Origin of the sequence: Nonomuraea sp. LPB2021202275-12-8 (assembly GCF_037044575.1) — a bacterium.
In the GTDB taxonomy this organism is placed as follows: Bacteria; Actinomycetota; Actinomycetes; order Streptosporangiales; family Streptosporangiaceae; genus Nonomuraea.
This window is the reverse complement of record NZ_JBAHWD010000007.1, coordinates 136,536-155,879: the sequence shown is the minus strand read 5'-3', so window position 1 is coordinate 155,879 and position 19,344 is coordinate 136,536. Positions and strand designations below refer to the sequence as shown.

16 protein-coding genes are annotated in these 19,344 nt (G+C 72.4%); 3 read left to right on the top strand and 13 right to left on the bottom strand.

From position 1 onward, the window contains the following. Positions 1–46: 46 nt before the first annotated feature. Positions 47–1,237, bottom strand: a complete 1,191-nt coding sequence (locus tag V5E28_RS16010; protein WP_336207680.1) for an MFS transporter — start codon at positions 1,235–1,237, stop codon at positions 47–49. Positions 1,238–1,326: 89 nt separating this feature from the next. Between V5E28_RS16010 and V5E28_RS16005 the strand changes: the two genes are divergently transcribed. Continuing rightward, the gene (locus V5E28_RS16005) at positions 1,327–1,758 is read left to right on the top strand and encodes a MarR family winged helix-turn-helix transcriptional regulator (RefSeq protein WP_336207679.1); all 432 of its coding nucleotides are present in this window, start codon (positions 1,327–1,329) and stop codon (positions 1,756–1,758) included. Here the strand turns inward: V5E28_RS16005 and V5E28_RS16000 are convergent. From V5E28_RS16000 to V5E28_RS15945, 12 genes are all read right to left on the bottom strand, one after another. Further along, complete coding sequence (locus V5E28_RS16000; RefSeq protein WP_336207678.1) at positions 1,755–2,684, bottom strand: hypothetical protein; 930 nt, start codon at positions 2,682–2,684, stop codon at positions 1,755–1,757. The genes V5E28_RS16005 and V5E28_RS16000 overlap by 4 nt on opposite strands. Next, a complete protein-coding gene (locus tag V5E28_RS15995) occupies positions 2,684–3,283 on the bottom strand; it encodes a hypothetical protein (protein WP_336207677.1) in 600 nt (199 codons plus the stop codon). The genes V5E28_RS16000 and V5E28_RS15995 overlap by 1 nt, the downstream gene beginning before the upstream one ends. Then, entirely contained in the window at positions 3,280–5,997 is a 2,718-nt protein-coding gene (locus tag V5E28_RS15990; protein ID WP_336207676.1) for a BTAD domain-containing putative transcriptional regulator, read from the bottom strand. The genes V5E28_RS15995 and V5E28_RS15990 overlap by 4 nt, the downstream gene beginning before the upstream one ends. Positions 5,998–6,071: 74 nt before the next feature. Further along, positions 6,072–6,464 carry a pilus assembly protein TadG-related protein gene (locus tag V5E28_RS15985; RefSeq protein WP_336207675.1) on the bottom strand — a complete coding sequence of 131 codons (393 nt, stop codon included), beginning with the start codon at positions 6,462–6,464 and terminating at the stop codon, positions 6,072–6,074. 20 nt (positions 6,465–6,484) lie between these two features. Continuing rightward, positions 6,485–6,883, bottom strand: coding sequence for a TadE/TadG family type IV pilus assembly protein (locus tag V5E28_RS15980; protein WP_336207674.1), 399 nt, complete (start codon positions 6,881–6,883; stop codon positions 6,485–6,487). Further along, the gene (locus V5E28_RS15975; protein WP_336207673.1) at positions 6,880–7,308 is read right to left on the bottom strand and encodes a TadE family protein; all 429 of its coding nucleotides are present in this window, start codon (positions 7,306–7,308) and stop codon (positions 6,880–6,882) included. The genes V5E28_RS15980 and V5E28_RS15975 overlap by 4 nt, the downstream gene beginning before the upstream one ends. Then, complete coding sequence (locus V5E28_RS15970) at positions 7,305–7,529, bottom strand: hypothetical protein (protein ID WP_336207672.1); 225 nt, start codon at positions 7,527–7,529, stop codon at positions 7,305–7,307. Before V5E28_RS15970 ends, V5E28_RS15975 begins: the two co-directional genes overlap by 4 nt. After that, complete coding sequence (locus V5E28_RS15965; RefSeq protein WP_336207671.1) at positions 7,529–8,449, bottom strand: type II secretion system F family protein; 921 nt, start codon at positions 8,447–8,449, stop codon at positions 7,529–7,531. Before V5E28_RS15965 ends, V5E28_RS15970 begins: the two co-directional genes overlap by 1 nt. After that, positions 8,442–9,284, bottom strand: coding sequence for a type II secretion system F family protein (locus tag V5E28_RS15960; protein ID WP_336207670.1), 843 nt, complete (start codon positions 9,282–9,284; stop codon positions 8,442–8,444). Before V5E28_RS15960 ends, V5E28_RS15965 begins: the two co-directional genes overlap by 8 nt. Before the next feature lies 1 nt (position 9,285). Beyond that, positions 9,286–10,581, bottom strand: coding sequence for a CpaF family protein (locus V5E28_RS15955; RefSeq protein WP_336207669.1), 1,296 nt, complete (start codon positions 10,579–10,581; stop codon positions 9,286–9,288). After that, positions 10,578–11,294: a hypothetical protein gene (locus V5E28_RS15950; protein ID WP_336207668.1), complete on the bottom strand. Its 717-nt coding sequence runs from the start codon at positions 11,292–11,294 to the stop codon at positions 10,578–10,580. The genes V5E28_RS15955 and V5E28_RS15950 overlap by 4 nt, the downstream gene beginning before the upstream one ends. A 1-nt stretch (position 11,295) precedes the next feature. After that, entirely contained in the window at positions 11,296–11,961 is a 666-nt protein-coding gene (locus V5E28_RS15945; RefSeq protein WP_336207667.1) for a hypothetical protein, read from the bottom strand. 400 nt (positions 11,962–12,361) lie between these two features. Here V5E28_RS15945 and V5E28_RS15940 point away from each other — a divergent pair, with 400 nt between their 5' ends. Both V5E28_RS15940 and V5E28_RS15935 read left to right on the top strand, forming a co-directional pair. After that, positions 12,362–17,425, top strand: a complete 5,064-nt coding sequence (locus tag V5E28_RS15940; protein ID WP_336207666.1) for an FtsK/SpoIIIE domain-containing protein — start codon at positions 12,362–12,364, stop codon at positions 17,423–17,425. A 518-nt stretch (positions 17,426–17,943) separates the two neighbouring features. Beyond that, positions 17,944–18,933, top strand: coding sequence for an ArsR family transcriptional regulator (locus V5E28_RS15935; RefSeq protein ID WP_336207665.1), 990 nt, complete (start codon positions 17,944–17,946; stop codon positions 18,931–18,933). Positions 18,934–19,344: the final 411 nt, after the last annotated feature.

Here is a 19,344-nt window from a genome sequence, read left to right as displayed (position 1 = left end):
TATTTCGTGACAAAGGGCTGGTACGGCTTCCGTACCGGCCCTTCCGTCATGCCGCGCCGGCGCGTTCCACCTGGACCGCCTGTGCGGCGGCGGCGACCGGCCTGCGCGCCTGGAGGCCCGCGAGGCCCGCCACCGCGAGCCCGATCAGCCCGAGGACCGCGGCCGTCCAGGCCGGGGCGGTGTAGCCGAGACCGGCGTCGATCGTGAGGCCGGCCGCGAAGGAGCCGATCGCGTTGCCCAGGTTGAAGGCGCCGATGTTGGCCGCGGAGGCGAGCGTGGGGGCGCCGGCGGCGGTGTCCAGGACGCGGGTCTGCAGCGGCGGCACGGTGGCGAAGGCCGCCACGCCGAACAGGGTGATCGCGATCACGAACCCGACCTGGTTCCCCGCCACCAGCGCGACCACCACGGCCAGCAGCGTGAGCAGCCCCACGGAGCCGTAGATGCTGGGCATGACGGCCCGGTCGGCGAGCCTGCCGCCGATCAGGTTGCCGGCGACCAGGCCGACGCCGAACACGGCCATGACGAGCGGCACCGCCCCCGGCGAGAATCCGCCCACCCCGGTCATGATCGGCGAGATGAAGGTGATCATCGCGAACACGGGAGCGAACCCGAACACGGTCATCGCGAGCGCCAGCCAGACACCGCCGCTGCGGAAGGTGGCGAGCTCGCGCAGCACGCCGCCCTGAGGCCGCGGCTGCCTCGGCACCAGCGCGAGCACGCCGACCAGGCCGGCGACGCCGATCACCACCACGACCCAGAACGTGGACCGCCAGCCGAAGGCCTGGCCGATCCAGGTGCCGGCCGGCACGCCGAGGACGTTCGCGAGCGTGAGGCCGGTGAACATCAGGGCGATCGCACTCGCCCGCTTCTGCGGCGCGACCAGGTCCGCGGCGACCACGGAGCCGACGCCGAAGTAGGCGCCGTGCGAGAAGGCGGCCAGGAACCGGCCCACCATGAGCACGCCGTAGGAGGGGGCGAGAGCGGAGAGCAGGTTGCCCGCGATGAACAGCAGCATCAGCGCGAGCAGCATGGTCTTGCGGGACAGGCGACCGCCGAGCATGGTCAGCGGCGGCCCGCCGACGGCCACGCCCAGGGCGTATCCGGACACCAGCAGCCCCGCGGCCGGGATCGTCACGCCGAAGTCTGTGGCCAGGTCGGGAAGCAGCCCGTTGATGATGAACTCGGTGGTGCCGATACCGAAGGCACTGATCGCGAGAGCGAACAGGGCGAGAGGCATAGAATACTCCTCAGACGACGTTAGTAAGCGTAGACATTATTTGCACACGCCGACTAAGGGACCATACAACGATGCCGAGGAGGTGTCACATGCCGATCGCCGACGACGCCGTCGAGGCGCGCGCCCAGGGCTGGCGCACCCTCGCCGCGCTGCACGGAAAGATCGAGGACCGGCTGGAGAAGGCGCTGCAGAAGGAGCACGGCCTGAGCGTGAGCGAATACACCGTGCTCGACGTGCTCGGCCGCCAGGACGGCTGGCACATGCGCATGCAGCAGCTCTCCCGCGCGGTCGTGCTCAGCCAGAGCGCCACCACGCGGCTGGTGACCCGGCTGGAGAGCCGCGGGCTGCTGTCGCGCTATCTGTGCGAGGACGACCGCAGGGGCATCTACACCGAGGTCACCCCGGCCGGCCGCGAGCTGCTGGCCGCGGCCCGGCCGACACACGACACGGTGCTCAAGGACGTGCTGGCCGAGGCGGCCGAGCTGCCGGAGCTTGCGCCGCTCGCCGCGGTGATCGCCTAGGGCCGGACGTTGCTCTGCACCTCGCCGACCGGCACGTCACGGGTGACCTCCACCTCGACGGGCGCGAACTGGAACGGCACCACCCGCTCGGTCACTTCCACCGGCCAGACGCTCGTCACGGTCAGCTCGTAGACCTGGCGGGGCCGGTCGATGGAGGCGCGCAGATAACGCACCCCGCAGGTGAACTCGGCGCCCTTCACGTACGGCTTGCCGGACGCCCCGCACCCCTGCTCGCGCACCTCGGCCCGGTCCGCGCCGGCGCCCGCGTCGATCTTGATGTCCTCCAGGGTGGCCACCACGGTGGCGCTCATGACGCCGGGCAGCGTGGCCGTGACCGAGCGCCGCGGCTGCCCGATCCCCTCCAGCCACACGAACGTGGGCAGGTTGACGTAGCTCTTGGCGTCGGGGTTGAGCTTGACCGCCCCCTCCGGCACGGTCAGCGCCGCCCTGGCGATCTCGGCGAGCTCCTCGAACGTGATCCCGCTGGGCGGGGTGGTGTTCGGCGGCACGAAGACGAACAGCTCGAGGCCCGCCCAGCAGGCCGCGCCCTTGGGATCGGCCGCGTTGTAGGCCGGAGTCCACCACAGCCCCGGCTGCCCCACCTTGTCCTTGAACCGCTTGACGAAGGCGGCGAAGCCCTCTTCGTCCGCCTGGATCCTGGAGGCGTTGGCCCGCGGGTCCGACATGAACGCGAACATCTTCTCCGCGTCCAGGCCCGGCTCGTACCAGCAGGGGCTCTTGAGCTCGTAGCCGTCGCTCTTTCCGCCCTTGACGCCGTCGCCGCTGATGCGGATCTTGGAGTTCCGCAGGACGACCCCGGCCGTGGTCTCGTCCTGGAAACCCTCCGCCTCCGGACCACGAGGAGGCTCGGCACTGCCCGCGAACAGGAGCGAGCCGGCGACGATCACGGGAAGCAGGCCTTTCATCAGCTGCACCCTTCCTTGCTGTTGCGGAACTGCCTGATGCGCCACACACCGTCGTCGCCACGGTGGGCGAGCACGATCTGGAGATAGGGGGCGCGGCTGGAGGCGGGCTGCGGCGTGACCGCCTCACCGGTGCCGGTGGAGATCACCCGCATCTTCGTCTCGTCCACGCACACGGTGAGCTCGGCGCCCTTGCCCACGACCGCCTTCACGCGCAGGCGGAAGAGCCGCGCGACGCCGCTGACCGACCGCTGCCGGCCGGTGAAGTCGCGCACCCACTCCGCCGCCTCGCCCACCAGCGTGGGCTCGACGTGGCGCAGGTAGCGGTCGCCGCCGGACACGACCGCCTGCCACGACTCGGCGTAGTAGTCAGGGAAGAGCCGCACCAGCGCGTCGTTCCTCGCGGGCCACTCGACCCGGACCTTCAGGTCCCCGCCCACGTCGATCGTGGCGGGCGGCCGGCTGGTGGCCGGCGCGGCCTTCACCTCGCTCGTCGCCGGGACCGGCGCCTCACCCGGCCTGTAGGGCCGCTCGGCCTGCCCGCATCCCGCCACGAGCAGGAGCCCGATCAGGGACACCGGACCGGCCGTCATCCGTCTCATGCTGTCGACTCCCTGACGACGTGGAGGCGCCACGACGGCAGCAGCTCGTCGATCAGCGCCTCGGTTTCCGGGGCCATCCCGCCGCCGTGCGGGTGGGACGTGGATCGCCTGGTCAGCCCCTCGACGACCGCGCGCAACCGGGCCAGGTCGCCGGTGGCGTGGGTGGCCCGCAGCAGGTCGCGCCAGAGGGTCTCGTCGTCGGTGGCGAGCAGCAGCGCGGCCCGCGCGGCTGCGATCGCGGCGTCGGGCTCGCCGTCGGCCAGCCGGATCTCGCAGAGCCGGTGCGCGGTGTCTGCGACCTCCGCCGACACGTCGTACTCGAGCTCGTCGCCCGCCAGCCACGCGTAGCGGCCTGCCGGCCGCCCGCTCAGCAGCGGCCCTCTGACCAGGCCGAGCGCCTTTTCGAGCAGGACGGCGCGAGCCGTCGCATCGCCGTGCGAGCGGCGTACCAGCTCACGGAAGAGCGCCCAGTCGGTGCGCACGTCCGGCCCGAGCGTGAGCCTGCCCGCCTCGTCGGTGCGCAGGTGGCGCGGGCCCAGCCAGTCGGCGACCCGGGCGATCGTGGCGTCCCTGACCATCGCCTGCACCCCGCGCGGCCACAGCACGCCGCCGAGCACCACCGGATGCACCCCTCCCGGATGCGTGGCCAGGTAGACCAGCAGCTCGGTGGCGAGCGCCATCCGGCCCTGCTCCAGCGGGTCCGGCCCGACGACCTCGATCGGGCCGAGCAGCCTGATCTCCACCGCGGGCGGGTGCAGGTCGGCCAGCGGCTCCGCCTCGGGCATCGCCTCGCCGTCGAGCCTGTCGGCCGTGCGGAACAGCTCGATCAACGCGCGGTAGTGGCGGCGCGGCAGGAGCTGCGCGGTCACCTCGAACCCGAGCTCCGGGATCCTGGCCCGGCCGTCCTCGGTGATCTCCCACGTCCAGGTGGCGTGCGGCACCTCGCCGGTCACCACGTAACCGGCCGTGTCGTTGCGGGCGAGCAGGGCCAGCCTGCGGGCCTCGTCGTGAGTGGGCGCCACCGCCGAGAGCAGGTAGTGCGCGTCACGGGGCCGGCCGGTGATCCTGCCGGTCAGCACCTCCTGGCGCGGGGCGGCCGTCGCCTCCAGCTCCGGCAGCACCTCGGCCAGCCCGCCGACGGCCCTGATCCGGTCGGGGGCGATCGCGGTCAGCTCCTCGCCGAAGCCGACGAGCGTGATCCGCATGCGGTCGGACCACCGGTTGGTGGCCAGCTCCACGGCGAGCGCGGCCAGCGCCGCCGTCGTCTGCGGGCCCCGGATGTTGATCAGGCCCTGCGCCGCCTCCAGGTCGATCAGCACCCGGCCGCTCGCGTCCGTCCCGATGGACACCAGCCCCGGGTACGGCGCCCCACCCGCCTGTTCGCCGAGCAGGCGCCCCTCGGCCGCAGCCAGCCGCCACACCTGCCCGCCGTCCTGGGCCGTCCAGGGGGCGGGCGGGTCACCGTCCGGCGGGTGGATCCACAGATCGAGGGTGCGCGGGGACAGGTGCGCGGCGTAGACGGTCGGCGGGGTCCGGCCGGCGGCGGCCAGCTCGGTGCCGAGCAGCCTGAGTCCGAGGTCGAGGATGCGGGCGCCGGGGGTGTCGGCGCCGAGCCTGAGCGCCACCTCCGCCTCGGCCGCGTCACCGCGGGGGCGTACGACGCGGTGACCGGTCAGGCGGTGCCAGAGCTGCTGGCGGCGTCTGCCGCCGAGCACCGCCAGCAGCCCCGCGGCGGCCAGCGACGCGCCGGCCAGGAAGTCGACGAACTCGAGGCCGGAGGCGGCAGGCTCGTCCGCCACGCTCTCCCGCGGTCCGGGGGCCTCCGCCTTCGGCTTGGCGACGCCTTGTCTCTCGGTGACCGTCTGCTCCACGTGCTCCCTGACCGTCTCCCGCTCGCCGCCGCCCGGCTTGGCCGGATGCTCCTTGAGCGTCTGGGCCCTGGCCTGGTTGACGGGGACGAGGTGGGTGTGCCGCGCGTCGTCCGGCATGTCCAGCACCCAGCCGGGCCTGATCAGGTCGGCCATCCGCAGGCGGGTGCCGTCGGGCTGCTCCTTGTGCTGGTTGAGCCGGAAGATCTCCGGATAGCGCCGCCCGTCGCCCAGACACTTCTCGGCGATCTCCCACAGGCTCTCGTGGTGGCGCCCGTGCGGGGGCTGCACGACGTACACCTTCTTGTTCCGCTGCGTCTCCCGCGCCTGCTCCACGACCGGCGCGGTGAACGCGACGGCGGTCATCGGGGGCGCGGCAGGCGGCGGCGTCGCCAGCCTCGCGATCGGCACCACCACGGCGCCCGCGGTGAAGAGCAGCAGCACGGCGGAGACGAGCCGGTTGGCCAGCGCCTGCGTCCCGCCGGACAGCGGCACCCTGGCCGGCATCCCGACCCGGCGCACCCCCGCGTACACCTCGACCACCACGCAGACGGCGAGTTGCAGCCAGGCCAGCCAGACGAACGCCACCAGCACGGCCATGATCGTGCTCGGCCCGACGCGGCTGGTGAGCAGGTCGAGGTCGAGCAGCTCGGGAGCGATCGGCGGCCCGGCGAACCTCAGCAGCGCGTACGGAACACCGCCGACCAGCGCCACCAGCAGCACCAGCGCCCCGAGCCCGGCCAGCACGTCACCCGGGCGGCGCCGGGGCGGGATGCGCGCGGGCGCCTGCCTGAGCGTGCGCGGTCGTCCCTGTGCGGCGGGGCGCGCGGGCTCTCGCGTCGGCATCGCCTCTCCCTTCTCGCTTCCAGCCTCCCGACTCACCGGTCCCCCATCCACCGACCGGCCCGATTCGGTCTGGCTCATCTCGCCTCGGGCGCGGCGCTCGCCTCGCCCTCCATCTCCGAACCGGGGAACCCGATGGCCGCCAGGAAGAAGGCGTCCCAGCGGACCCGCACGGCGACCGTCACCAGGGCCTGCCCCTGCTCGACGGCACAGCTCGCCGGGGTGACGTCGGCGCCGCCCGTCGCGGTGATCACCTCGTCCGCCCTGGCGCAGACCTCCGCCTCGGCCAGCATCCGGACCTCGCCGGTGGCCCGGAGGTGGTCGATGTCGATCTCGTCGGCGCCGGCCCGCGCGGCCTGCTCGGCGACGTCGGCGGCCCGCAGCCGCGCGTTGATCGCCGACCCGCCGTCCACGAGCAGCCCCGCGAGCAGGAAGACCACCACGGAGAACAGCACGGTGAACACCGACATGGATCCGCGCTCCCCCCGCCTCACTCGACCCTCCTGAACTGCTCCAGCGGCACCACGGAGGTGCCGGTCATCTGCTTGGTCGCGCCGAAGCCGAGGAAGGCGAGGTCCAGCTCGCACGTCACCTCCGCCTGCACCTGGCCGCCCTCCTCCCATTCGGAGCCGTCGAGGGAGACGGCCGGGTTCGCGCATCCGTCCTGGAGCGCGTCGGTGGCGACCTTCTCGGCGGCGGCTTCGGCGGTCTCGAACGTGCGCTGGACCGAGGCGGCGCGGGCGGCGTCCCGGGCGGCGCCGTTGACCTCCCCCTGCGCCTCGACGAGCCGTCCCGCGCCCACGAGGAACAGCAGGAACAGCAGGAACACCGGTGCCAGCATCACCGTCTCGACGGCCATGGAGCCCCGCTCGCGCGACTCGGCCGTCATTCGCAGTCCTCGCCGCCGTCGTCCGGGCGGAAGCACTCGATCGGGCCGCCCGAGGTGGCCGTGATCGTGAAGGTGAGCACCGGCAGCAGCGGGACGACCTGGACGGCGCTGCCGGTGACGATGACGTGGCGCTCGTCCGGGGGCTTCTCGGCGGTGGTCACGGACGCGCCGGAGAGCAGGCGCGGGCCGATCGCCGCCACCACGTCCTGCGCCTTGGCCTGCGCCTCCTGCTCCCAGCCGGTGGAATCGGCGGGCGCCGACCTGGCCACGCGGGCTCCCTCCCTGGCCGCCGCCTCCGCCACCTGGCGGCCGTGGAACCAGAGCGCGACCTGCACGACGAGCAGCACGGTGGCGAGGATGACCGGCATGAGCAGGGCCAGCTCGACCACCGTCACGCCGCGTTCGCCGCGCTTCCGGGGTGTCACGTGTCGCCGTCACCGCCCCCGCCGAACGTGCCTTCGATCTCGCTCTGCTTGTCCTCCACGAGCTGTCTGATCAGCGTGGCCAGGCCGAGGGCGACCCCGGCGATGATGGCCGTGATGATGACCCACTCGACGGCGGAGGCGCCGCGGCTCGGCGCGGTACGGGCACGGTGGATGCGCACGCTCAGGAGCGCCACCAGATAGATGATCCACGGATGGTTCATTAGGACCCCAACATCTTCATAGCGGCCGGAAAACTGAGAAAGATCACGAACCCCGCGCAGAGCAGGAGCTGGGCGACGAGCATCGACTGCGAGCGCTCGCCCGCTCGACCCTCGATCTCCGCCAGCTCACGACGGCGCAGCGTGGCGGCCCGCGCGGTCAGGGAGGCGCGCACCTTGGCGCCGTCGTCGGCGACCAGGCCGAGCGCTGCGGACAGGTCTCGCAGCTCGTCGATGTTGATCTCCTCGCCGAGCTGGCCGAGCGCCTGCCAGGGGGTGATGCCAACGATCCTGGCCCCGCTCAGCGCGTCGCGGATGCGGGCCATCGCCCAGTTGGGCTGCTCGCCGCTGACCGAGACCGCCATCATCAGCGCCTCGGGGACGCCGCGCCCGCCGGCCAGGTTCATCGAGACCAGGTCCAGGAAGGCGCCGACGACGTGCCGGAAGTCGCGCCGACGCGCGGCGGCGTCCCGCCTGACCTGTAGGTCGGGCAGGAAGAAGAAGACGAGCGACGCCAGCACGGCCACCCAGAACGGGATGGTCGCGGAGGCGCCCCACCCCATCAGCAGCAGCCAGCCGAACAGCACGGGGAAGGCCAGCAGCCCGCTGGCCGCGAGCAGCGCCTTGGTGGCCAGGAACCCCTCGAACGAGCGTCCCACCAGCGCGAGGTCCGCCTTGACCGAGCGGGCCTGCCAGCCGCGCGCCCCGTAGAGGCGCGCCAGCCGGGCGCCCAGCCCGCGCCGGAAGGCGCTGACCTCCTCATCCGGCAGGACGAGCTGGATACGCGGCGCATCCGTGCTCTCGCGCACCGCGTCCAGCGCGAGCAGCCGGGCCACCAGCCCTGGCCGGGCCGGGAACAGCGCCCGCAGCAGCAGGAACAGGCCGAGGCCCGCCACGCCGCCCGCCAGCACCCCCTCAACCATGGTCGCCTCCGACGAGCAGTCGCGTGGGCTTGTCGAACCTGGCCAGGCGCCGCATCCAGGCGAATCCGGCGCCGAAGAGGCCCGCCACGATGACGAGCACCGCCTGGCCGAGCAGGCTGTCGTACTCGCCCACGTACGAGGGGTTGAACACGACGAGCAGCGCGGCGAAGGCCAGTGCGGTGACCACCACGATCTGGACGCTGCGCCTGGTGGAGCGGCGTTCGGCCTCGACACGGCGACGCATGTCGAGCTCCTCGCGGGCCGACACCGCCAGCGCCCCCAGCACGTCGCGCAGGCCGGGGCCGCGCAGCTTGGAGTTGAGGATGAGCGCCGCCACGACCAGGTCCGCCGAGGGATCGTCGAGATCGTCGGCGAACCTGGCGAGCGCGTCCGGAAGCGCCATCCTGGTGTGCAGCCGGTCGACCAGCGCGCGCAGGTGAGGCCGGAGCCCGGGGGCCGCGGCCCTGATCGAGGACGGGATGGCCTGCTCCAGGCCGGCCGCGCCGGCGATCGTGTCACGCAGCGACTCGGTCCAGGCGGCCAGGCCTTCCAGGCGGTGCATCGCGCCCCGCTCCTCGGCCGCGCCGCCTGACAGGCCGCGCCAGGCGAACACCAGCAGCACCACCCCGACGGCCACGACGGGCCAGCCGGTCACGACCAGGACCAGGGCGGCCGCGACACCGGCGACGGCGGCGCGGGTGGTCAGCATCTGGACCATGTGCCGTTTCGGCTGCGAGGGGCGCGGACGCAGGCCGTACAGGGAGAGGAAGAGCAGGAAGAGGCCGGCGCCGGCGAGGGCGCCGGACAGCAGGGCCAGCGGGTCGAAAGTGAACATCTCACCAGCCCCCTGGGTTGTAGCCGTAGGCGGCCAGCTCTTCGAGGCAGGAGACGGGCGCGTGCGGCAGCCCGGAGCCGTCTGGGCCGGGCACGAACACCTCGCTCGACAGCACGCGGCCGTCGCAGCCGTTGACCTCGCGGATGCTGGAGACGTAGCGGCGCAGGGTGCCGCCGCGGTGATAGTCGTTGCGCTTCTCGATGAAGACCACGAAGTCGATCGCGCCCGCGATGAGCATGTGCGTCGCCTCGATCGGGAGCCGTTCGCGCGCCTGCAGGGCGTAGGTGGCGATGCGGTTGAACACCTCCATGCTGGAGTTCGCGTGGATGGTGGACAGGGAGCCGTCGTTGCCCTGGGTCATCGCGTTGAGCATGGTGACGATCTCGTCGCCGAGCACCTCGCCGACGATCACGCGGCTGGGGTTCATGCGCAGCGACCTGCGTACGAGCTCCGCCATGGTGATCTCGCCCTGGCCCTCGGAGTTGGGCAGGCGCTGCTCGAAGGCGACCACGTTCGGGTGGAGCTCGGGGAACTGGTCGAGGCCGAGCTCCAGGGCTCGTTCGACGGTGATGAGGCGCTCGACCGGCATGATCTCGTTGGCCAGGGCTCTCAGCAGCGTCGTCTTTCCCGCGTTCGTCGAGCCGGCGATCATTATGTTCTTGCGGGCGCCGACCGCCGCAGAGAGAAAACGGCCAATCTCCGGGCTTATCGTGTTATTTCCCACCAAGTCAGAAAGAAAGACTTTGCCGAGGCGGGCACGTCGAATCGAGATGGCGGGTTTCACCGTCACGTCCATGACCGCGCTCAACCGCGAACCGTCGGGCAGGCGCAAGTCGAGCTGCGGATTGGCGGTGTCGAACGGCCTGCTCGACAGCCCCGAGTACGCCGCCAGGATCTGGATGAGCTCGATCAGTTCCTCGTCGGACTCGGCCACCGGATCGTGCATGAGCTCCTGGCCGTCGGCATAGCTCACGAAGACCTTGTCGCAGCCGTTGATGTCGATGTTCTCGACCTCGGGGTCGTCCAGCAGCGGCTGCAGGCGGCCCACGCCGAACAGGGCCGCGTGGATGCCCGCCGCCAGCGCCTCCTCCTCCTCGACCGTCGGCGGGGTGCGGCCGAGTCCGATCTCGTTGCGCGCGTGCTCCTCCAGCACCTGCGAGATCAGCGCCCTGGCGAACTGGCGCTCGTCCTCGCCCGTCATCGCGGGCAGCCCGTTGGCCTGGTCGAGCCGGCGCTGGTGCGCGAGGCGGTCGCCGACCTCCTGCCGGAACCTCTTGACGAGGGAGTGATCGATCATCGGTGCCCCACCAGCCGTCCCGCGAGATCTCGCGCCGTACGCACCAGCAACGAGCGGTCGAGCCTGCCGCCCCACTGACCGCGCAGCAGTTCGGCGCCCTTCGCGTCATGGGCGAGCCCGTGTACGAATCCGACGTACGGCCCGACGATCCGGCGCACGTCGTCGATCGAGGAGCGGTAGTTGCGGGGGTCGGCGATCACGACCACGCCGTGCGCCTTGGTGATGCTCAGGCGCTCACGCAGGTGGGCGACGTGGTCCAGGGTGGGCCTGGTGAGCAGCACCACCTGGTCGGCCTCGGCCAGCAGGTCGCCGAGCTGCGGATGCGCGCCGAGGCGGCCGCAGTCGGCGATCACGTCGGCGTTCGGGATCGCGGCCAGCGATCTGCCCAGCGGGCCCCACAGCCAGGTGAGACCGGCCGCCTGCTCGCCATGGGTGATGCCGACCAGCACGTCCAGGCCGCCCACGATCTTCTGCGTGTGCTGGTGGATCTGCGCGGGCTCAAGGCCACGGCGGGCCGTCGCCCCCAGCGTGAGCAGGCCCTTGCCCGGATTGAGCACGCCGCCGTCGGCCGCGGGCAGGCGGTAGGCGAGGTCCCCGCCGGCGGGGTCGCACTCGGCGAGGAGCACGGGCCTGGGCCATACGGCCGCCAGGGCCGTGGCCGCGGTGGTGACCCCGGGCGCGCCCTTGTCGGCGGCCAGCACGATCAGCGCCACCTCAGCGCGCCCCGGGGAGCTCGGCCACGGCGACCTCGCCGCTGGAGGCGTACTGCAGGATCACCGGCGAGACCTGCGTCTCCACGATCACGGTGATCTGCCCGGTCCCGCCGGTCCTGCCCCGCTCGCCGACGCCGAAGACCAGCGCGCTCTGCGCCAGCACCCGGCTCTCGGTCTGGCTGCTGCGGCCCGGCACGTACACGACCTGCACCCGGTCGCCCGGTTTCAGACCCACGGGCATCTGGCCCGGTTTGAGCGCCAGCCCCACCTTGGCCTTGCCCGGACCGAGCTCGGCGCTGGCCTTGACGCCCATCTCGCTCGTGAGCAGCGTGCCGGGCAGGAGGGTGACGGCCGCGAAGCTGTCGAGCACCTGCTGCCGCTGCGACCAGCTCACGAAGGCGATGCCGGTGTCGGCTATCTGGACCTCTTCTATGGCGTCCGCGGTGAACTGCTGGCCCGCGCCGATCTGCTGGGTGATCCTGATCGCCGAGATCCGGTCACCGCTGCGCAGCACGAGCAGCGTCGTCGCGAGCGCTCCGCCCAGGATGAGCAGCACGGCGAGGGCGGCCAGGGCAGGCTTGCGCTCGCGCGGAGGCACGGGAAGCTTGCGCGAGGCCGGGCCCGACAACCCCGCCGTGTTGACGGCGGGCTTTTCACTGGTCCTCATGGGTGGGGGGCTCCCATTAGTGAATTGCGGAATTCACGCCATTATGTGCACTTGGTCGCTGGGGCGTGGCGCGAATGCGAGGAACCATGCTTGTTTCGCAGGAGGCGGGATGTCAACCAGAAATAATCGATGCCTATTGTTTCTAGCGAGTTGACGAGTATAGATTTTTCTGAGTATGAGTCACAGGAATAACACGCGGCACTTTATTAACGGTGATCAGCGGATTTATCCTGGGGGGTCGGGCTATATGGGCTCGCTGGGACGGTCTTCTCCACAGGCCCCGCCCTACCGTCCGGAGTTGTCCACAGGCCGCGGCTTCCATGCCATTGGCGTCATCCCGCGGGCCTAGCCTCGCTCCGGGCGCTACCTTGGCGCCGAGGTCCGACCGAGGAGACGGCACATGCGGATCATGCTCACCGTGCTCGGCGAGGCGGGCGACCGTCATGTTGTGATCGACGGTGACGACGACGCGACGGTCGCGGCGGTGGGCGAGGCGCTCAGCGGCCACGAGCCGCTCGCCGAGATCGTCCGGCTGCCCAGAGCCCGGGCGCCCTACGGCATGTCCTCCACCGGGTCGCCCGCGCAGGTCACGCGCATCCCCGGCCAGCGCCGCTCCACCCCCGGCGAGGACGGCGCCGCGCCACCGCCCGGGCCGCCCCGGGCACCCGGCCAGAGGCCGGACGTCCTCTGGCGCAACGGCCGCCCTCTCGACCCGCGCGCGCCCGCCAAGGCCGTGCTGCACGACGGGGACAAGGTCACCGTCGACGCCCGCCTCGCCCGCGCCACGATCACCGAAGAGCCCGGCGGCGTGGCCGAGGTGCGGGTCGTCGGCGGTCCGGCCGCCGGCGCGGTCCACCGGCTGGGGCTCGGCGTCCACGTCATCGGCTCCGACCCGATGTGCGCGATCACCGTGGCCGACCCCGCCCTCGCCCCCGAAGCGGTGACCATCCGGGTGACCCCCGACGCGATCACGGTGGAGCGCGCGCTGCGCGCGGCGCCCGAGCAGGCGCCCCGGCTCAAGCTGAAGGGCCGCTGGGCCGACGAGGTCGCCGAGATGACCGAGCGGGTGGCGGAGCGGCAGGCGGCGGAGTTCGCCTCCGAAGCCACGAGGCCCCCGCCCGAACTGGGCTCCCAGCCGCTCGCCGACACCGTCGACTGGCCGGAGGACACGCTGCTGGCGTGCGGTTCCTCACTGTTCACGCTGATGGCCATCGAGCCCCCCGACGCCCACCTGACTCCCACGATCGAGGGCGGCGTCGCCTACAACCGCCCGCCGCGGCTGCGCCGTCCGGAGGGCCGCCGCGCGTTCGTGCGGCCGAAGGAGCCGAGCCGCACCGAGGGACTGCGGCTGCAACTGCTGGCCGCCTTCCTGCCCGCGGTGCTCGGCCTCACGCTGGCCTACGTGCTCGATCAGTGGTATTTCCTGCTCATCGCGCTGATGACCCCGGTCATCATGGTCGGCCAGTGGTGGAGCGACCGCCGCCACGGCAAGAAGCAGCACAGGAAGGCGCTCAAGGATTACCGGGAGCGGCTCGACGCGTATGACGAGGCCGTCGAGCGCGCGCGGGCCGAGGACGAGCTGCTTCGCAGGTCGGACTCGCCCGACCCGGCCCAGGTGCTGCTGACCGCCATCGGCCCGCGCAGGCGGCTGTGGGAGCGCCGGATCCACGACGACGACGCGCTCCGCCTCAGGGTGGGGCTCGCCCCCCTGCCGGCCAACCTGGATCTCAGCGAGGAGCAGGGCGGCCCCATCGAGCCGCCGATCTGCCGCGCCGTGCCGGTGGCCCTGGCCATGCGCCGGCTCGGCGTCGCGGGCGTCACCGGCCCGCGAGACACCGCCACCGGCCTGGCCTGCTGGCTCGCCGGCCAGGCGGCGACCCTGCACAGCCCGCGCGACCTGGCCATCGTGGTCATCTCGGCGCACTCGGACAGCGAGCGCCGCTGGGGCTGGACGCGGTGGCTGCCGCATTGCGCGCCGCGTGGCGGCGAGGAATGCGTGGCACTGGTCGGCGCCGATCCGGAGGCCGCCGCCCGCCGGGTCGGCGAGCTCGCGGCCCTCATCGACGAGCGGCAGAACACCGCGATCCCCGAGCTCGGCAAGATCCCCACCGGCTGGGACGACCTCGGCGGCCCCGAGCCGCCGGCTTTCTCCAACTACGACGCGCGCCCCTATGACGTGCTGGTCGTCCTCGACGGCGCGCAGGCCCTGCGAGGTCTGCCCAGCATGCCCCAGGTCCTGCGCCAAGGCCCGAGAGCGGGCGTCTACACCCTGGCCATCGACGACGACCAGCGGCTGCTGCCGGAGGAGTGCGCGACGGTCGCCGCCTGCGGCCCCGACGGCCAGATCCACCTGCGAGGCGGGGGCCTCGACGTCATCGGCCCGGTCCTGGCGGACCTCGTGTCCCCCTCGTGGTGCGACCGCCTGGCCAGAGCACTCGCCCCCATCCGCGACGTGAGCAGGGAGGACACGGCCGGCCACCTGCCGGAGTCGGTGCGCCTGCTGGAGCTGCTCGGCCTGCGCTCCCTGTCAGGCCAGGAGCTCGCGGCCCGCTGGCGCGACGAGGGCTCCACGCGCGCGCTGATCGGCACCGGCCCCGACGGCCCCTTCTCGATCGACCTGAGCGCGGACGGCCCGCACGGCCTGGTCGCGGGCACCACGGGCGCGGGCAAGTCCGAGCTCCTGCAGACCCTCATCTGCTCGCTGGCGGTGGTCAACCGTCCGGACCAGCTCACCTTCGTGCTGATCGACTACAAGGGCGGCGCCGCGTTCAAGGAGTGCACCCGCCTGCCGCACACCGTCGGCATGGTCAGCGACCTCGACGGCCACCTGACGCAGCGTGCCCTGGACTCGCTCGCCGCCGAGATCCGCCGCCGCGAGCGCCTTCTGCTGGCCGCGGGGGCCAAGGACATCGAGGACTACACCGGCCATCCGCTGCCCAGGCTGGTCCTGATCATCGACGAGTTCGCGGCGCTGGTGGCGGAGCTGCCCGACTTCGTCAGCGGCCTGGTCGACATCGCCCGCCGGGGCCGCTCGCTCGGCATCCACCTCATCCTGGCCACGCAGCGTCCGGCCGGCGTGGTGACGGCCGACATCCAGGCCAACACCTCGCTGCGCATCGCCCTGCGCGTCACCGAGCCCGCCGAGTCCGCCGACGTGATCGACCTCCCGGACGCCGCCCACATCTCCAAGTCCACCCCCGGCCGCTGCTACGTGAAGTCCGGCGCGGGCGCGGCCACAGCCGTCCAGACGGCCAGAGTGGGCGGCCGCAGCCCCATCTCACAGCCCTCAGGCCGGAGCCCTGGGACGGGCGGCCGCCCCGGCCTGGGCGGTCAGACCGGACCGAGCGGCCATCCCGGGGCAGGCGGCCATCCCGGGCTGAACGGTCCCACCTGGTTGGGGGGCCGTGCCGGCGCGAGCGGCGGCGTACGAGTGGTGGACGTGAGCTGGCACTCGATCGGGAGAGCCCTCCCGGCGGCGCCCGAGCCCGCCGAGGAATCCGCCGTCACCGACCTGTCGATCGTCACGGACGCGCTGATCGAGGCCGCACGCCTGGCAGGGGTGCCGGAGCAGCCGCGCCCCTGGCTGGAGCCACTTCCCTCGCAGGTCGTCCTCCCCCTGCCCGCCACCGCCGTTCCGCCGGGGCGCGAAGAGGCGTTCGGCGAAGTGGAGCCGCTGCCGTTCGGGATGACGGACCGGCCGTGGGCGCAGGATCGGCGCCCGCTGGCGCTCGACCTGGTTCACGGCGGCCACCTGCTCGTCGCGGGCGCGCCCCGCACCGGCAGATCCACCGCCCTGCGCACGATCGCGGGCGCCATCGCGGCCCACACCCTGCCTTCCGACGTGCACGTCCACGCGATCGACTGCGGCTCCGGCGCCCTGCTGCCCCTCATGGCGCTGCCACACTGCGGCGCGGTCGTCACCCGAGACCAGCTCGACCGGGTCGAACGCCTCCTCACCCGCCTGCGGGCCGAAGTAGGCCGCCGCCAGCAACTCCTGGCAGAGGCAGGCCACGCCTCCCTGGCCGAATACCGCCAAGCGGGACACCGCCTGCCCTGGCTGGTGCTCATGCTCGACCGCTGGGAAGGCTACGTCGCCGCATTCGAGGGCTACGACTACGGCCGCCTCCTGGAGGCCCTGCTGCAACTGCTGCGCGAAGGCCCGGCGGTGGGCCTGCGCGCCGTGGTCACAGGCGACCGCTCATCCCTCGTCGGCCAGGTCTCCACGGTCTTCGACGACCGCCTGCTCCTTCGGCTCTCCGACCCCACGGACTTCGGCCTGGCCGGCATGCCCATGAAGCAACTGCCGACGTCCATGCCCGCGGGCCGGGCCCTGTCCATGGGCGAGCACGGCATCGTGGAGCACCAGATCGCCCTCCTCTCCCCCGACGCCTCGGGCCCGGCCCAGGTGGCGGCCCTGCAGTCCCTGGCCCGCGCCACCGTCGCGGCGGCCACCCCGCTCCCCTTCCCCACAGCTTCACCTGGGGCGGCGGCGACCTCATCCACCGCGATGTCGCCCGCCGGAGCACCACCTGCGGAAGGGCGGCACGCGCAAGGGGCACCCACGGACGGGACACATACGGACGGGACACATACGGACGGAACAGGCGCGGACGGATCACGCGCGGACGGGACATACGCAGGAGGGGCCCGCGTGCAAGGGGCGGTCGCGGGAGGTGCGGGGCGGCACGCGGCCGGTCAGAATCCGCGTCCCGACGGCCGGGGAGGCGCCCACTCCGGAGGCTCAGGCAGGCAGGCATGGTTGTGGGAGGGCGAGCCGCCGCTGCGGGTCGACGCGTTGCCGATGCGCGTCACCGCCGGTCAGGCCCTCGAACTCCAGCCGGGCTTCAGGCCGCCCTCGCCCCTCTGGGCGCTGGTGGGCGCCGGTGGCGACGCGCTGGCACCGCTCGGTCTGGACCTGCTCGCCCACGGTCCGGGCGCGGTCATCGCCGGCCCTGCCCGTTCCGGACGCTCGTCCGTGCTGCTCACGGCCGCCAGGTCGCTCATCTCCAACGGCACACCGGTCATCGCGGTCGTGCCCCGCCGCAGCCCGTTGCGGGACCTGGACGGGGCACTGGCGGTGCTGGACGGCGAGGGCGCGGGACTGCGAGAGCTGATCTCCGACCGCGAGCGCTACGTGGTGGTGGTCGACGACGCGGAGCTGGTCAATCCGGACGGCCCGCTCGGCGAGGTGCTGAGCGACGTGCTCCGCACAGGCCGAGACGGAGACCACGGCCTGCTCATCGCGGGCGCGACAGGCGACCTGACCACCGCCTACCGCGGTTTCGTGGCGGAGGCGCGCAAGTCCCGCACGGGCGTGCTGCTCTCGGTGCAGAGCGCCGCCGACGGCGACCTCTTCACCGTACGGATCCCCCGCGGCACCGTGGGCGGCCCCCAGGGCCGAGGGCTGCTCGTCACCACGGGCACCATGACGCAGATGCAGGCCGCCGTCCCCGACAGCCCCTGACGCCTCACCACGGAAGGAGCATCAGTGGCGTCTGCTGGACGACCCCTCGCCCAGCAGTCCCCGTCGAGGAAGTGCTCTCCTTGCACGCGCCCGATCAGAGAGAGTGCCGCCGCCAGTTCCTGGTGCGCCGCCATCCTGGCGCGCCGCAGTCCCCTGGCGGCCGCAGCCCCCCGGCGGCCGTAGACCCCGGCGGCCGTAGACCTGGTGCGCCGTAGACCTGGTGCGCCGTAGACCCCTGACGGCCGTAGACCCCTGGGACCCCGGCTGGCTCCTGGTGCCGCCGCCGACGGAGCGTGAGGGGCTGTGTGGCCGGGGCGCCGATGCCGGTCGTGGCCGCCAGGGCGGCACGGGCCACCTCGATCCGGGCCGAGACCGCCGGCGGCGAGGTCAAAGGCCCCGTACAACAACAAGGCGGGCGAGGCGATCGACGGCGGACTTCGTCATCGACGACGCTAATGAATGGCGAGCCTCGAACGAAACTGTAGGAGAAGTCCGGCACCCACCATGGACGGCCGCTCATGCTCAAGATCCACTTCACGGGCGACGACATCGCGCGGACCAGGATCGCCCCTGGGCCAGACCCCCTGTGGGAGCTCGTCCTCAGCCTGCAGATGCTCCGGCCGCAGCGGGGCGACCTGCTGTTCGCCGGGTGGCGTCAGGAGGCACGCGAGGCGGTGCGGGGGGCGAGCCGAGGCGAGATCCTGAGCCTGCTGCTGGCCTTGACGCCGAACGTGGGCTACTTTCCGGACTTCCTCAACCCCATCGAGGCGGTGCGGGGCCTGGAGCACGGCTTGGAGGCGATTCGCTCCACTCCGATCTCCGTGCTGCGCCGTAACGTGTCGCTGCTGGCGGCGCGCCACTCGCTGCCCCGCAGCACGCGCCGCCTCACCGACGGCGAGCCCGCCCTGCTCGCCGAACTGACCGAGACCTTACGCACCTGCTACGACATGACCGTGACGCCGTACCGCCAGAGCATCGACACCGCTGTGGCGCGGGACCGCCGGATTCGCACCACGGCCCTGGCCCATGGCGGCGTGGAAGGACTGCTGGCCAGCCTGCGCCCGACGATGATCTGGTCGGACGGCGGGCTGAGCGTCCCGGGGCACCGTCACCAGGAGTTGCACCTCCACGGGCGCGGCCTCCTGCTCATCCCGTCCTACTTCTGCGTCAGCGGACCGCTGACCCTGTTCGATCCTGAGCTGCCGCCCGTGCTGGTCTATCCCGTCGAGCGCGGCCCCGACACCTTGCCGACCCGGGCCTCGACGGCGCTCACCGCGCTCACAGCGCTGATCGGGCACACACGGGCCACGGTGCTGAACGCGCTCGGCACGCGAGACGGCACGACCACTACGGGACTGGCCAGGCAGCTGGGCGTCTCCGTGGCCTCGGCCAGCGAGCACACCACCGTCCTGCGGCAGGCCGGCCTGGTCTCGAGCCGGCGCGATCGTAACCGGATGCTGCATCAGCTCACCGACCTCGGTCTCGCCCTCCTGGAAACGAACCGGTAGCGCCCGATGGCATCGGCGCGGGCCCCAGGGCCGCACGCGCATGCTCGTGGACGGCGCAGCGGGACGATCGAGGGATCCTGCCACCGCTGGAGCTGGGTGTTTCGACTGAGCCCGAAAGGTCTGGAGGAGATTCACGGCGTCACGGATGATAGGCCGCGATCGGGTTCAGATCTCAAGGGGAATCCATGCGTTCGATCATTCGGCTCGACGATCTCGGCACCGATGGCCAGTACGGGGTGGCCATGCCGACGAGCCTGTTACACCGCGCCGGTTCAGGATGAGACCGTCTTACACCTCGCGGTGCGTCGGTTCGAAAACCGCCCGACCTCTTCAGGCCCGATCTTTTTGACGATCACCATCGCCCAGGGAACGTCCTTGGGTGGAATCCACCATGGCCCACGCCTGTCAGCG

Bases quoted from the DNA above. Each gene is read 5' to 3' on its own strand.
- V5E28_RS15935 (WP_336207665.1), top strand. From the start codon at position 17,944: ATGCTCAAGATCCACTTCACGGGCGACGACATCGCGCGGACCAGGATC.
- V5E28_RS15980 (WP_336207674.1), bottom strand. From the start codon at position 6,883: ATGACGGCCGAGTCGCGCGAGCGGGGCTCCATGGCCGTCGAGACGGTG.
- V5E28_RS15990 (WP_336207676.1), bottom strand. From the start codon at position 5,997: ATGCCGACGCGAGAGCCCGCGCGCCCCGCCGCACAGGGACGACCGCGC.
- V5E28_RS15995 (WP_336207677.1), bottom strand. From the start codon at position 3,283: ATGAGACGGATGACGGCCGGTCCGGTGTCCCTGATCGGGCTCCTGCTC.
- V5E28_RS15940 (WP_336207666.1), top strand. From the start codon at position 12,362: ATGCGGATCATGCTCACCGTGCTCGGCGAGGCGGGCGACCGTCATGTT.
- V5E28_RS15965 (WP_336207671.1), bottom strand. From the start codon at position 8,449: ATGGTTGAGGGGGTGCTGGCGGGCGGCGTGGCGGGCCTCGGCCTGTTC.
- V5E28_RS16000 (WP_336207678.1), bottom strand. From the start codon at position 2,684: ATGAAAGGCCTGCTTCCCGTGATCGTCGCCGGCTCGCTCCTGTTCGCG.
- V5E28_RS16010 (WP_336207680.1), bottom strand. From the start codon at position 1,237: ATGCCTCTCGCCCTGTTCGCTCTCGCGATCAGTGCCTTCGGTATCGGC.
- V5E28_RS15955 (WP_336207669.1), bottom strand. From the start codon at position 10,581: ATGATCGATCACTCCCTCGTCAAGAGGTTCCGGCAGGAGGTCGGCGAC.
- V5E28_RS15945 (WP_336207667.1), bottom strand. From the start codon at position 11,961: ATGAGGACCAGTGAAAAGCCCGCCGTCAACACGGCGGGGTTGTCGGGC.
- V5E28_RS15960 (WP_336207670.1), bottom strand. From the start codon at position 9,284: ATGTTCACTTTCGACCCGCTGGCCCTGCTGTCCGGCGCCCTCGCCGGC.
- V5E28_RS16005 (WP_336207679.1), top strand. From the start codon at position 1,327: ATGCCGATCGCCGACGACGCCGTCGAGGCGCGCGCCCAGGGCTGGCGC.
- V5E28_RS15985 (WP_336207675.1), bottom strand. From the start codon at position 6,464: ATGTCGGTGTTCACCGTGCTGTTCTCCGTGGTGGTCTTCCTGCTCGCG.
- V5E28_RS15970 (WP_336207672.1), bottom strand. From the start codon at position 7,529: ATGAACCATCCGTGGATCATCTATCTGGTGGCGCTCCTGAGCGTGCGC.